The following is a 12,880-nucleotide window of genomic DNA, read 5'->3' as shown; positions in this document are numbered from 1 at the left end:
CCTGTGGCTATCTATACCCGAACCGGCGATGCCGGCAGTACATCACTCTTTACCGGCCAGCGGGTCAGCAAGACGCATCCGCGCGTCGAAGCCTACGGCACCCTGGATGAACTGAACGCTATGCTGAGCCTGTGCGTCTGCGCCGTCGCTGAAGAGGAACAGCGCACCCTGCTCGAAGCCCTGCAGCAGCACATTTTTTGGTTCAGCGCGGAGCTCGCCAGCGACAGCGAACAGCCATCACCGGGTAAGCGCTATATCAGCAGCGAAGAGATTGCCCTGCTGGAGCAGACCATCGATCGCGAGATGGCCCGCGTGCCGGCGCTGCACCAGTTTGTATTGCCCGGACGCTGTGAAGCCGCCAGCCGTCTGCACCTGGCCCGCACCGTTGCCAGACGGGCGGAGCGCCGGCTGGTCGAGCTGGCGGCAGAGGTTACTATCCGTCAGATACTGCTGCGTTATCTGAACCGCTTATCTGACTGCCTGTATGCCCTGGCGCGCAGCGAGGATCATGCCGCTCACCAGCGCCGCCTTGTGACGGAGATCGCGGCCCGCTATCTGGCCGCCAGCGGGTCGCCTGCGCCCGACGCGCCCAAAGCCCAGGCCGGGTCGCTCTCCTTTCACGAGCTGCATCAGCTCATCCGTCAGGCCATTGAACACGCCCGCCAGCTGCAGGTGCCGGTGGTGGTCAGCATCGTTGACGCACACGGCACCGAAACCGTGACCTGGCGAATGCCCGATGCGCTGCTGGTCAGCAGCGAGCTGGCGCCGAAAAAAGCCTGGACCGCCGTCGCCATGAAAACCGCCACCCACGAGCTCGCGACGACCGTACAGCCAGGCGCTGCGCTGTACGGTCTGGAGAGCCATCTGCAGGGCAAAGTCGTCACCTTTGGCGGCGGATATCCGCTGTGGCGCGATGGCCAGCTAATAGCCGGCATCGGCATTAGCGGCGGCAGCGTCGAGCAGGATATGGCTATTGCACAGGCTGCCATGGCGGCCATTAACGTGAGAACTCATCAATGAATACAGCAGAACTGGAAACCCTTATCCGCACCATCCTCAGTGAAAAGCTCGCGCCGACGCCCCCTGCCCCTCAGCAAGAGCAGGGCATTTTCTGCGATGTCGGCAGCGCCATCGACGCCGCTCATCAGGCTTTTCTCCGCTATCAGCAGTGTCCGCTAAAAACCCGCAGCGCCATTATCAGCGCCCTGCGGGAGACGCTGGCCCCCGAGCTGGCGACGCTGGCGGAAGAGAGCGCCACGGAAACCGGCATGGGCAACAAAGAAGATAAATATCTGAAAAATAAAGCCGCTCTTGAAAACACGCCGGGCATAGAGGATCTCACTACCAGCGCCCTCACCGGCGATGGCGGGATGGTGCTGTTTGAGTACTCGCCGTTCGGGGTTATTGGCGCCGTGGCGCCCAGCACCAACCCAACGGAAACCATTATCAACAACAGTATCAGCATGCTGGCGGCGGGTAACAGCGTCTATTTCAGCCCCCATCCCGGCGCGAAAAAGGTCTCGTTGAAGCTTATCGCCAGGATCGAAGAGATCGCCTACCGCTGCAGCGGGATCCGTAACCTGGTGGTGACCGTTGCCGAGCCGACCTTTGAAGCCACCCAGCAAATGATGTCCCACCCGCTGATTGCCGTTCTGGCTATCACCGGCGGCCCTGGCATTGTGGCGATGGGCATGAAAAGCGGTAAAAAAGTGATCGGCGCTGGCGCCGGCAATCCGCCGTGCATCGTTGATGAAACCGCCGATCTCGTCAAAGCCGCCGAAGATATTATCAGCGGCGCCGCCTTCGATTACAACCTGCCCTGTATCGCCGAAAAAAGCCTGATCGTCGTCGCCTCCGTCGCTGACCGCCTGATCCAGCAGATGCAGGATTTTGACGCGCTGCTGTTGAGCCGACAGGAGGCCGATACCCTGCGTGCCGTCTGCCTGCCCGACGGCGCGGCGAATAAAAAACTGGTCGGTAAAAGCCCGGCTGCGCTGCTGGCGGCGGCGGGTCTCGCCGTTCCGCCTCGCCCCCCTCGCCTGCTGATAGCCGAGGTGGAGGCGAACGACCCCTGGGTGACCTGCGAGCAGCTGATGCCGGTGCTGCCGATCGTCAGGGTCGCCGACTTTGACAGCGCCCTGGCGCTGGCCCTGCGCGTTGAGGAGGGTCTGCACCACACCGCCATTATGCACTCGCAGAATGTCTCGCGGCTCAATCTGGCGGCACGCACGCTGCAGACCTCCATTTTTGTCAAAAATGGCCCGTCTTACGCGGGAATCGGCGTCGGCGGCGAAGGGTTTACCACCTTCACCATCGCCACGCCAACCGGAGAAGGCACCACCTCCGCGCGGACGTTCGCCCGCCTGCGGCGCTGCGTGTTGACCAACGGTTTTTCCATTCGCTAACCGGGGGCGCCATGCATACCTTTTCTCTGCAAACGCGCCTCTACAGCGGCCCGGGCAGCCTGGCCGCGCTGCAGCGCTTTAGCCATCAGCACATCTGGATCGTCTGCGACGGCTTCCTGGCGCGCTCGCCGCTGCTTGACCGACTGCGCGCCGCGCTGCCCGCCAGCAACCGCGTCAGCGTGTTCAGCGATATTACACCGGATCCGACCATTCACACCGTGGCGAAAGGGATAGCGCAGATGCAGGCCCTGCGTCCGCAGGTGGTGATCGGCTTCGGCGGCGGCTCGGCGATGGATGCCGCCAAGGCTATCGTCTGGTTCAGCCAGCAGGGCGGTCTGCCTGTCGACACCTGCGTGGCGATCCCCACCACCAGCGGTACCGGTTCTGAAGTGACCAGCGCCTGCGTCATCAGCGACCCGGAAAAAGGGATCAAGTACCCGCTGTTCCATGAGGCGCTCTGTCCCGACATGGCGATCATCGACCCGACGCTGGTGGTTAGCGTACCGCCCACCATCACAGCCCATACCGGGCTGGACGCGCTGACCCACGCCCTGGAGGCATGGGTCTCGCCGCAGGCCACCGATTTTACCGATGCGCTGGCGGAAAAGGCCGCCAGGCTGGTGTTTCGCGCCCTGCCCGTTGCGATTCGTCAGGGCGACTGCATTGCGACCCGCAGCAAAATGCACAATGCATCAACCCTCGCCGGTATGGCCTTTAGCCAGGCTGGCCTTGGGCTCAATCATGCGATCGCCCATCAGCTTGGCGGCCAGTTTCACCTCCCCCATGGCCTGGCCAATGCGCTGCTGCTGACCGCGGTGATCCGCTTCAATGCCGGCGAGCCGCGAGCGGCTAAGCGCTATGCACGCCTGGCCAGGGCCTGCCGCTTCTGCCCGCCCGAAGCTGGCGAACAGGAAGCTTTCCAGGCGCTGCTTACCGCGGTGGAAACGCTGAAACAGCAGTGCGCCATTCCCACCCTCAAGGGCGCGCTGCAGGAAAAGTATCCCCTTTTCTTATCGCGAATTCCCGCCATGGTGCCGGCCGCGCTGGCCGACGCCACCCTGCGCACCAACCCGCGTCCGGTCGATGGCGCGGCCATCGCGCAACTGCTGGAGAACCTGCAATGAGTGAAGCGATAGGGCCACTATCAAGCATTGATGCAGCGGAGATCCGCGAACGCGTTCGGGCCGCTGGCGTCGTAGGAGCCGGTGGCGCAGGCTTTCCGACCCACATCAAACTGCAGGCCCGGGTGGACACCGTGCTGGTGAACGCCGCCGAATGCGAACCGATGCTGAAGGTTGACCAACAGCTGATGGCTCAGCAGGCTGACCGACTGATTCGCGGCCTGGGTTACGCGATGACCGCCACTGGCGCCCGGGAAGGGATCATTGCCCTGAAGGCGAAATATGCTCCGGCGATTGCGGCACTAACCCCACGACTCCCGGAATGGGCCCGGCTGCATATTCTGCCTGACGTCTATCCGGCCGGGGATGAGGTGCTCACTATCTGGCTGGCGACGGGACGCCGCGTACCACCTGCCGCGCTGCCGGTCAGCGTCGGCGTGGTGGTCAATAACGTGCAGACGGTGCTCAATATCGCCAGAGCCGTGGAACAGGGCTATCCGGTGACTCGCCGGACGTTGACCGTCAATGGCGCCGTCGCCCGTCCGCTGACGCTGGCCGTACCACTGGGTATATCGCTGCGCGAGGTGCTGGATCTGGCCGGCGGCGCGACGGTTGACGATCCGGGGTTTATCAACGGCGGTCCGATGATGGGCTCGCTTATTACCTCCCTCGAGACACCGGTCACCAAAACCACCGGCGGCCTGCTGGTGCTCCCGGGCAACCATCCATTGATCCAGCGACGGCGGCAGGATGAACGAACGCTGCTCGCCATCGCCCGCACCGTCTGTGAACAGTGCCGTTTATGCACAGATTTATGCCCCCGGCACCTGATCGGCCATGAGCTTTCCCCTCATCTGCTGGTGCGGGCGGTGAACTATCGCCAGGCGGCCACCCCGTCGCTGCTGCTCAGCGCCCTGACCTGTTCGGAGTGCAACGTTTGCGAGAGCGTCGCCTGCCCGGTGGGTATTTCCCCCATGCGCATCAACCGTCTGCTGAAACGTGAGCTGAGGGCGAAAAACCTGCGCTACGACGGACCGCTGCGTCCGGCGGACGAGATGGCGAAGCACCGCCTGGTGCCGGTCAAGCGGCTCATCAGCAAACTGGGACTTGATCCCTGGTATCAGGAAGCGCCGCTGACGGCGGTGGAGCCGGAGGTGGCCTGCGTCACCCTGCCCCTGCGCCAGCATATCGGCATCAGCGCCGTGCCCTGCGTCGCGCCGGGAGAGCGGGTAACGCGCGGCCAGCTACTGGCGGATATCCCCGCCGACGCCCTCGGCGCGCCGGTGCACGCCAGTATTGACGGCCTGGTCTCCGCCATCACGGAGCAGGCCATTACGCTTGTAAGAGGTTAATCATGACCCAGGCTATCGGAATTTTAGAACTGACCAGCATCGCCAGGGGGATGGAGCTGGGCGACGTCATGCTGAAAAGCGCGAACGTACAGCTCCTGCTCTGCAGAACCCTTTGCCCCGGGAAATTCCTGCTGATGCTCGGCGGCGACGTCGGCGCCGTGCAGCAGGCAATCGCCGCCGGCACCGCGCGCGCTGGGGAGATGCTGGTGGACAGCCTGGTGCTGGCCAACATTCACCCCAGCGTACTACCGGCGATCAGCGGTCTCAACGTGGTCGGGCAGCGGCAGGCGGCGGGGATCGTCGAAACCTGGAGCGTGGCGGCGTGCATCAGCGCCGCCGACCACGCGGTGAAAGCGGCCAACGTCACCCTGGTGCGGGTCCATATGGCGTTTGGTATCGGCGGCAAATGCTACATGGTGGTGGCGGGTGATATCGCCGATGTCGACAACGCCGTCACGGTGGCCAGCGACAGCGCAGGCGAGAAAGGATTACTGGTTCACCGGGCAGTGATCCCGCGACCGCACGATGCGCTGTGGCAACAGCTGATGGAGGGATAATGGAACCGCAAACCCCTACCGAACGCATGATCCAGGAGTATGTCCCGGGCAAACAGGTCACTCTGGCGCATCTCATTGCCAATCCTGGCAAAGATCTGTTCAAAAAGCTGGGTCTGCCGGACGCGGTCTCCGCCATCGGCATTCTTACCATTACCCCCAGTGAAGCATCGATTATCGCCTGCGACATCGCTACCAAGTCCGGCGCGGTGGAGATCGGTTTTCTCGATCGCTTCACCGGCGCGGTGGTGTTGACCGGCGATGTCTCCGCCGTGGAGTACGCGCTCAGGCAGGTCACCCGCACCCTCGGTGAGCTGATGCGCTTCACCGCCTGCCCAATTACCCGGACCTGAGCCCATGAAACGCCTGATGCTTATCGGACCCAGCCAGTGCGGCAAAACCTCGTTGACCCAGGTATTGCGTGGCGAAACCCTGCGCTATCAGAAAACCCAGGCCATCGTCTGGACGCCGGCCGCGATCGACACCCCCGGGGAATATCTGGAAAACCGCTGCCTGTACAGTGCACTGCTCACCAGCGCCTGCGAGGCCGATGTCATCGCGCTGGTACTAAATGCCGATGCGCCCTGGTCACCTTTTTCTCCGGGGTTTACCGCTCCGATGAACCGCCCGGTCATCGGGGTGATCACTAAAGCCGATTTGGCCGCCCCGTCCCGTCTGCAACAGGTCAGGACATGGCTCGAGGCGGCGGGCGCCGGACATATCTTTATCACCAGCGCGTTAACCGGCGACGGGCTTGATGACCTGTTCGCCTGCCTGAATGCAGAGGAATATCAATGACCTATAAAATCATGGCGATTAACGCCGGCAGCTCCTCCCTGAAGTTTCAGCTGCTTAACATGCCGCAGGGGGCGTTGCTCTGTCAGGGGTTGATCGAACGTATCGGCCTGCCCGAGGCCCGCTTCACGCTGAAAACGTCGGCACAGAAATGGCAGGAGACGCTGCCCATCGCCGATCACCATGAGGCAGTGACCCTGCTGCTGGAGGCGCTGACCGGCCGCGGGATCCTGAGCAGCCTGCAGGAGATCGACGGCGTTGGCCACCGCGTCGCCCACGGCGGCGAACGCTTCAAAGACGCCGCGCTGGTCTGCGACGATACCCTGCGGGAGATCGAGCGCCTGGCGGAGCTGGCGCCGTTGCATAACCCGGTCAATGCGCTGGGCATACGTCTCTTTCGCCAGCTGTTACCCGCGGTACCGGCGGTGGCGGTTTTTGATACCGCCTTTCACCAGACCCTGGCGCCGGAGGCCTGGCTCTATCCCCTCCCCTGGCGCTATTACGCCGAGCTGGGCATTCGCCGCTACGGTTTTCACGGTACCAGCCATCACTATGTCAGCAGCGCGCTGGCGGAAAAGCTGGGCGTACCGCTGAGCGCCCTGCGGGTAGTAAGCTGCCATCTGGGCAATGGCTGTAGCGTCTGCGCCATCAAAGGCGGGCAATCGGTGAATACCTCAATGGGCTTTACCCCGCAGTCCGGGGTGATGATGGGCACCCGCAGCGGCGATATCGACCCGTCGATTCTTCCCTGGCTGGTGGAGAAAGAAGGGAAATCCGCCCAGCAGCTCAGCCAGTTGCTGAATAATGAATCCGGGCTGCTTGGCGTCTCCGGTGTGTCATCTGATTACCGCGACGTCGAACAGGCAGCTGACGCCGGCAACGAACGGGCGGCTCTGGCGCTGTCGCTGTTTGCCGAACGCATTCGCGCGACTATCGGCAGCTATATCATGCAGATGGGAGGTCTGGACACGCTGATCTTTACCGGCGGCATAGGCGAGAATTCCGCCCGGGCGCGGGCGACGATCTGCCGCAATTTGCATTTTCTCGGCCTCGCGCTGGACGACGAGAAAAACCAGCGGAGCGCGACCTTTATTCAGGCGGATAATGCGCTGGTCAAAGTGGCGGTGATCAACACCAATGAAGAGCTAATGATTGCCCGCGACGTCATGCGTCTTGCATTGCCGCAGGCGCGCGAGCTGGCGGTGTCGGCATAAACGACGCGCCTCCTCTTGCGGAGAATCATGGTAACCGGCGGGTCGCCATGCCACTATGCGCCCTGGCGAAGGTAAGCGGAAAGGTGAAAACGTGGCTGTTGCACAATGTCCCGCCTCGTGCGGAGAACTTATCCAGGGCTGGATCCTCGGCAGCGAAAAGCTGGTCTCCTGTCCGGTGGACTGGTACAGCACCGTCGAGGTCGAGACCGGGGTACCGCGAAAAGACGAGCGGCCGCTGTCGCGGGCGATGGTCGACCAGCTGCTGGCCCACTGGGGCTACCCCCCAGCGCTGAGCCAGCAGATCCGCATCACCCTGCACTCAACGATCCCGGTGGCCAAAGGGATGGCCAGCAGCACCGCCGATATCGCTGCCACCGCCGTCGCCACCGCCCATCATCTGGGCCATCTACTGGATGAGCCGACGCTGGCGCGCCTGTGCGTCGCGCTGGAGCCTACCGACAGCACCCTGTTTCGCCAGCTGACGCTGTTCGACCATAATACCGCCGCCACGCAAATCGCCTGTCCCCCTCCGCCGGCGCTCGACCTGTTAGTGCTGGAGAGCCCGCTGACGCTGCGCACCACCGACTATCACCAGTTGCCGCGCGAGCCGGGCCTGTTGGCAAACGCCTCCCGGCTGCAGCTGGCGTGGGAGAAAGTACAGCAGGCCTGCCACTGCGGCAACCCGCAGCTGCTGGGCGAAGCAGCGACCATCAGCGCCATTGCCAGCCAGCAGCTGTTGCCTAAGCCGGGGTTTGACGCGCTGCTGGACCTGGTGGAAAGCGCAGGGCTCTATGGTCTCAACGTGGCGCACAGCGGCAGCGTCGTCGGCCTGCTACTGGACCGCCGTCGGCATGACGTCGAATTTCTGCAATGGCGGCTGGCAGACAGCGACATCGCCGCCCACTGGCCGCAGCAGCATCTGTTGGCAATGGTACCCGGGGGCGTCATCCTGCAGTAGGCCTCAGGCCAGCACCCGGCGCAACGCCGCCAGCAGCTGGTCGTTTTCCTCGGCGCTGCGGATCGCCACCCGGAAATAGCGGCTATCCAGCCCCGGGTAGTTGGCGCAGCTGCGGATCAGCACATGCTGGCGCAGCAGGGCATATTGCAGGTCAAAATCGGCTCTGTCGCAGCGCAAGAACAGGTAGTTAGCACGCCCGGGCCACACGGTCAGCCCGGCCATCTCCTGCAGCTGCGCATAGAAACGCGCTCCCTCCTCCTGCAGCCACTGCCAGGTGGCCCGCTGATACGCCCGATCCTGGAGAATAATTTCCCCGGCCAGGGCGGCATAGGCGTTGATGGACCACGGCATTTGTCGCGCGCGCAGTCGGGCCACCGCCTGGGCATCAGCGTTCAGCAGGTAGCCGAGACGCAGCCCCGGAATGGCATAAAATTTGGTCAGCGATCGCAAAACCCAGACGTGCGGATGCTGCGCCAGCAGAGGAATAAACCCCGGCTGGTCGGGGATAAAGTCGAGGAAGGCCTCATCGAGGATCAGGCTGATGTTCAGCGCCCGGCAGCGCTGCGCAATGGCTTCCAGCAGGCCCCGCTCCGGCAGCAGGCCGGTGGGGTTGTTCGGGGTACAGAGAAACAGGCAGTCCAGCGCCGGAGTCAGGGCATCGAGGATCGCGTCGGTCAGCTGCCAGCCATCGCGCTCCCGCAGGGCATACTCCACCACCTCGCAGTCCACCGTCTGCAGCGCCCGCCGGTACTCCGCAAAACCGGGAATGACGATCATCGCCCGCCGCGGCTTAAGGCCGTGGACGAGGGTGAAGATCGATTCAGTTTCGCCGTTGCCGGCGAGGATATGCGCCGCCGGCAGCTGATGGTGGGCAGCCAGCGCCTGATGCAGCTGTTGATACTCGACGTCAGGGTAGCGTTCGGCGCAGCCTGGGTTGTCAACGATCGCCTGCCTGAGCGAGGCAGGCATCCCCAGCGGATTGATGTTGGCGCTAAAATCCAGCAGCTCGCCGGGGGCTATGCCCAGCAGGGCGGCGGCCTCGCGGATATTGCCGCCATGGGCGCTTTTCAGTAAGGCCATGTCCCTTTCCTGTGTGGTTATCCGCGGCGGGCCAGCGTCGCGCCGTCGGCGAAGTAGGCTTTAATCCCGGCGAGGATCGACTCGGCCACCTCCTGCTGGAATTTGGCCGTTTTCAGTTTCCGCTCTTCTTCCACGTTACTGATAAACGCCGTCTCCACCAGAATGGAGGGGATATCAGGCGCCTTCAGTACCGCAAAGCCCGCCTGCTCTACCCGATTCTTGTGCAAATTATTGATATTGCCCATTTTCTCCAGCACCGCCTTGCCGAATTTGAGGCTGTCGGCGATGGTGAGGGACTGCACCATATCGAACATGGTGTGGTCGACATAGCGGTCGCCGCTCTTGCTGACCCCACCGATCAGATCCGAGGCGTTCTGCGTCTGGGCGAGATATTTTGCCGCGGTACTGGTGGCCCCCTTGGTGGAGAGGGCAAACACCGAAGAGCCGCTGGGCTGGCGGCTGGTAAAGGCGTCGGCGTGAATCGACACGAACAGGTCGGCGCGCTGCTTCTGCGCCTTGGCGACACGCACTTTCAACGGGATAAACACGTCTTCGTTGCGGGTCATATAGGCCTTCATATTGCCTTCTTTGTCGATCAGCGCCCGCAGGCGACGGGCGATCTGTAGCACCACATCTTTCTCGCGGGTGCGATACTTCCCCACGGCACCGGAGTCTTCGCCGCCGTGCCCGGGATCGAGCATGATGACAATCGGCCGGTCGCGCCCGGCTTTGCCCGGCTGCGGCCCGCTTTGCGCCGGCGGCACCTGCCGCTCCAGATCGCCTTTGTTGTAATCCTCGAGCAGCGCCAGCAGCGGATCCTGAACATCGGTAGCGTTGGCGGGGTAGAGATCCATCACCAGACGCTCTTTAAAGCCGGCCACCGGCGCGAGGGCAAACAGCTGCGGCTTAACGTTCTGCTTGAGTTCGAAGACCATGCGCACGGTTTGCGGATCAAACTGGCCCACCCGGGCGGACTTAATAAAGGGATCGTCAGCGCGGATCTGCCCCCCCATGCCCTTCAGTACCGAGTTCAGGTTAACCCCCTCCAGATCGACCACTACCCGTTCCGGATTACTGAGGGCAAACTGCCGGTATTTCAGCACATGATTCGATTCCACCGTGACGCGGGTGTAGGTCGATGCTGGCCAGACGCGAACAGCGACCACCCGCGCGGCGGCGGCCAGCCCAACAGGGCTCACGCTCATTAACCACATGGCGCCCGCCCCCTGCAATAAACGGCGACGGCTTAATCCAGAGTTGTTTCCCGACATGCCACTCCCAAGCAATAAAAACGCATTTATACCCAAAACAAACAGATTGACCAGAAACTTTAACGAAAGGCATATAACCTGTCATCTATAAAAGGGTAAACATTCATTGACACCCTGCGCCGGGTCACATGTTTTTCGCGGCTTAGCCTCAAATTGGGGCTTGCGTTTAACGGCAAAACAGAATAAAAATACAATAATTACGAATAATCATGCATTGAGGGTTTGTCATGGTGAAGGAACGTCGCACTGAACTGGTAGAAGGATTCCGCCATTCTGTTCCCTATATTAATGCCCATCGGGGAAAAACGTTTGTCATCATGCTGGGCGGCGAAGCCATTGAGCATGAAAATTTCTCAAATATTGTCAATGACATAGGATTATTGCATAGCCTGGGCATTCGCCTGGTGGTGGTCTATGGCGCCCGCCCGCAGATTGACGCTAACCTCGCCGAGCACCATCACGAGCCGGTCTATCACAAGCAGACGCGAGTGACTGACGCCAAAACGCTGGAGCTGGTTAAGCAGGCGGCGGGGATGCTGCAGCTGGAGATCACCGCCCGTCTGTCGATGAGCCTCAACAACACCCCGCTGCAGGGGGCCCATATCAACGTTGTCAGCGGCAACTTTATCATTGCCCAGCCGCTGGGCGTCGATGACGGCGTCGATTATTGCCACAGCGGACGCATTCGCCGCATTGACGAAGAGGCGATTCATCGTCAGCTCGACAGCGGCGCCATTGTCCTGATGGGGCCGGTCGCGGTGTCGGTCACCGGCGAGAGCTTTAACCTGACTTCGGAAGAGATCGCTACCCAGCTGGCCATCAAGCTGAAGGCGGAGAAAATGATCGGCTTCTGTTCGTCGCAAGGGGTTTACAACCAGGCCGGGGAAATTGTCTCCGAACTGTTCCCTAATGAGGCGCAGGCCCGCGTCGAAGAGCTGGAAGCAGACGAAGACTATAACTCCGGCACCGTGCGCTTCCTGCGCGGGGCGGTGAAGGCCTGCCGCAGCGGCGTACGGCGCTGCCACCTGATCAGCTATCAGGAAAATGGCGCGCTGCTGCAGGAGCTGTTTTCACGCGACGGCATCGGCACCCAGATCGTCATGGAGAGCGCGGAGCAGATCCGTCGGGCGACCATCAATGATATCGGCGGTATTCTTGAGCTGATAAGCCCGCTCGAGCAGCAGGGCATTCTGGTACGCCGTTCCCGCGAACAGCTGGAGATGGAGATCGATAAATTCACCATTATTCAGCGCGATAACACCACCATCGCCTGCGCCGCCCTCTATCCTTTCCCGGAAGAGAAGATCGGCGAAATGGCCTGCGTGGCGGTGCATCCGGATTACCGGAGCTCGTCGCGGGGAGAGGTGCTGCTGGAGCGTATTGCCGCTCAGGCCAGGCAGATGGGACTGAGCAAACTGTTCGTGTTAACCACCCGCAGCATCCACTGGTTCCAGGAGCGCGGCTTCACGCCGGTGGATATCGACCTGCTGCCGGAGAGTAAAAAGCAGATGTATAACTATCAGCGTCGGTCGAAGGTGCTGATGGCCGACCTCGCTTAAGCCCTTCTCCTCTCTATCTAACGGCCCGGGATAGCGCGACGCTTATCGCTTTATCCCCGGCCGGTCTCCCGCCCCTCTTCCCGCCAGCCTGGCGTACGCACGCGGGCGAAATTCCTGGTTTCCGCGCAGGCCATTTCTTTCTCGCTGGCTCACCGATATGCTACTGGCTGTCGACAGGACGTCGACTGGCGCCGCGGCCGCCACCCGCCCTGTAAGGATCGCTTAAAGAATGGAAACCAAACCGAACTGGCTGGTCAGACATATTAATCTCATCACCACCGCGGTCGCCCTCTATCCGTGGTTGCTGATGATACTGCTCCTCTGGGATAACCAGCGCCATCATCAGCATGGCTATGCCGCGCTCGGCGCCGCCATCGCGATATTATTTCTGCTGGCCCTGACGTCCGGCATGAATCTTCTCATCTCCTCGCTGGTGATTTTTTGTGCCCGCTGTTCCACCCCACCGCTGGCCGGCGGCGCAGCAGTCCGCTTTTTCGCGATGAACTCGATCTCGGCGCTCTGGCTTATCCCTCTGTTCTTTAGTTACTGATTTTTCCGCCAGCCCGGGCGA

General features: G+C 62.0%; 13 protein-coding genes. 11 read left to right on the top strand and 2 right to left on the bottom strand.

The annotated features are described in order from the left end of the window. Positions 1-3 precede the first annotated feature (3 nt). The 9 genes from pduO to KB890_RS19025 all read left to right on the top strand — a co-directional run bounded on the left by pduO (position 4) and on the right by KB890_RS19025 (position 8,399). Entirely contained in the window at positions 4-1,020 is a 1,017-nt protein-coding gene (pduO, locus tag KB890_RS19065; protein WP_004181169.1) for a two-domain cob(I)yrinic acid a,c-diamide adenosyltransferase PduO, read from the top strand. Beyond that, positions 1,017-2,405, top strand: a complete 1,389-nt coding sequence (gene pduP / locus KB890_RS19060) for a CoA-acylating propionaldehyde dehydrogenase PduP (protein ID WP_004143947.1) — start codon at positions 1,017-1,019, stop codon at positions 2,403-2,405. The genes pduO and pduP overlap by 4 nt, the downstream gene beginning before the upstream one ends. 11 nt (positions 2,406-2,416) lie before the next feature. Beyond that, positions 2,417-3,529: a 1-propanol dehydrogenase PduQ gene (gene pduQ / locus KB890_RS19055; RefSeq protein WP_004174554.1), complete on the top strand. Its 1,113-nt coding sequence runs from the start codon at positions 2,417-2,419 to the stop codon at positions 3,527-3,529. After that, complete coding sequence (locus KB890_RS19050; protein ID WP_004181170.1) at positions 3,526-4,878, top strand: 4Fe-4S dicluster domain-containing protein; 1,353 nt, start codon at positions 3,526-3,528, stop codon at positions 4,876-4,878. The genes pduQ and KB890_RS19050 overlap by 4 nt, the downstream gene beginning before the upstream one ends. Positions 4,879-4,880: 2 nt before the next feature. After that, positions 4,881-5,435, top strand: coding sequence for a propanediol utilization microcompartment protein PduT (gene pduT, locus KB890_RS19045; protein ID WP_004181171.1), 555 nt, complete (start codon positions 4,881-4,883; stop codon positions 5,433-5,435). Then, complete coding sequence (gene pduU, locus KB890_RS19040; protein WP_002915850.1) at positions 5,435-5,785, top strand: propanediol utilization microcompartment protein PduU; 351 nt, start codon at positions 5,435-5,437, stop codon at positions 5,783-5,785. The genes pduT and pduU overlap by 1 nt, the downstream gene beginning before the upstream one ends. A gap of 4 nt (positions 5,786-5,789) precedes the next feature. Then, on the top strand, positions 5,790-6,230 hold the full coding sequence (gene pduV / locus KB890_RS19035) for a propanediol utilization protein PduV (RefSeq protein WP_004181172.1): 441 nt from the start codon (positions 5,790-5,792) through the stop codon (positions 6,228-6,230). After that, positions 6,227-7,441, top strand: a complete 1,215-nt coding sequence (locus tag KB890_RS19030; RefSeq protein WP_004181173.1) for an acetate/propionate family kinase — start codon at positions 6,227-6,229, stop codon at positions 7,439-7,441. The genes pduV and KB890_RS19030 overlap by 4 nt, the downstream gene beginning before the upstream one ends. A gap of 91 nt (positions 7,442-7,532) precedes the next feature. Further along, entirely contained in the window at positions 7,533-8,399 is an 867-nt protein-coding gene (locus tag KB890_RS19025; RefSeq protein WP_004193729.1) for a GHMP family kinase ATP-binding protein, read from the top strand. Between the two features lie 3 nt (positions 8,400-8,402). Here KB890_RS19025 and cobD read toward each other — a convergent pair whose 3' ends face one another. Together cobD and amiC are read right to left on the bottom strand one after the other, a co-directional pair. Then, entirely contained in the window at positions 8,403-9,479 is a 1,077-nt protein-coding gene (gene cobD / locus KB890_RS19020; protein ID WP_004143954.1) for a threonine-phosphate decarboxylase CobD, read from the bottom strand. A gap of 17 nt (positions 9,480-9,496) precedes the next feature. Then, a complete protein-coding gene (gene amiC / locus KB890_RS19015) occupies positions 9,497-10,750 on the bottom strand; it encodes an N-acetylmuramoyl-L-alanine amidase AmiC (protein ID WP_004174538.1) in 1,254 nt (417 codons plus the stop codon). Between the two features lie 227 nt (positions 10,751-10,977). Between amiC and argA the strand changes: the two genes are divergently transcribed. Then, positions 10,978-12,309 (top strand): amino-acid N-acetyltransferase, encoded by a 1,332-nt coding sequence (gene argA / locus KB890_RS19010; protein WP_004149616.1) that lies wholly within the window; start codon positions 10,978-10,980, stop codon positions 12,307-12,309. A gap of 229 nt (positions 12,310-12,538) precedes the next feature. Beyond that, a complete protein-coding gene (locus KB890_RS19005) occupies positions 12,539-12,859 on the top strand; it encodes a hypothetical protein (RefSeq protein ID WP_002915873.1) in 321 nt (106 codons plus the stop codon). Positions 12,860-12,880: the final 21 nt, after the last annotated feature.

The sequence above is a fragment of the Klebsiella sp. P1954 genome (genome assembly GCF_018199955.1).
In the GTDB taxonomy this organism is placed as follows: domain Bacteria; phylum Pseudomonadota; class Gammaproteobacteria; order Enterobacterales; family Enterobacteriaceae; genus Klebsiella; species Klebsiella pneumoniae.
This window is presented reverse-complemented; position numbering and strand designations above follow the sequence as displayed.

What these genes read in the sequence shown, in the direction of transcription:
- argA (WP_004149616.1), top strand. Translation starts at nt 10,978, where the DNA reads ATGGTGAAGGAACGTCGCACTGAACTGGTAGAAGGATTCCGCCATTCT.
- cobD (WP_004143954.1), bottom strand. Translation starts at nt 9,479, where the DNA reads ATGGCCTTACTGAAAAGCGCCCATGGCGGCAATATCCGCGAGGCCGCC.
- KB890_RS19050 (WP_004181170.1), top strand. Translation starts at nt 3,526, where the DNA reads ATGAGTGAAGCGATAGGGCCACTATCAAGCATTGATGCAGCGGAGATC.
- KB890_RS19030 (WP_004181173.1), top strand. Translation starts at nt 6,227, where the DNA reads ATGACCTATAAAATCATGGCGATTAACGCCGGCAGCTCCTCCCTGAAG.
- pduT (WP_004181171.1), top strand. Translation starts at nt 4,881, where the DNA reads ATGACCCAGGCTATCGGAATTTTAGAACTGACCAGCATCGCCAGGGGG.
- amiC (WP_004174538.1), bottom strand. Translation starts at nt 10,750, where the DNA reads ATGTCGGGAAACAACTCTGGATTAAGCCGTCGCCGTTTATTGCAGGGG.
- pduQ (WP_004174554.1), top strand. Translation starts at nt 2,417, where the DNA reads ATGCATACCTTTTCTCTGCAAACGCGCCTCTACAGCGGCCCGGGCAGC.
- pduP (WP_004143947.1), top strand. Translation starts at nt 1,017, where the DNA reads ATGAATACAGCAGAACTGGAAACCCTTATCCGCACCATCCTCAGTGAA.
- pduU (WP_002915850.1), top strand. Translation starts at nt 5,435, where the DNA reads ATGGAACCGCAAACCCCTACCGAACGCATGATCCAGGAGTATGTCCCG.
- pduV (WP_004181172.1), top strand. Translation starts at nt 5,790, where the DNA reads ATGAAACGCCTGATGCTTATCGGACCCAGCCAGTGCGGCAAAACCTCG.
- KB890_RS19005 (WP_002915873.1), top strand. Translation starts at nt 12,539, where the DNA reads ATGGAAACCAAACCGAACTGGCTGGTCAGACATATTAATCTCATCACC.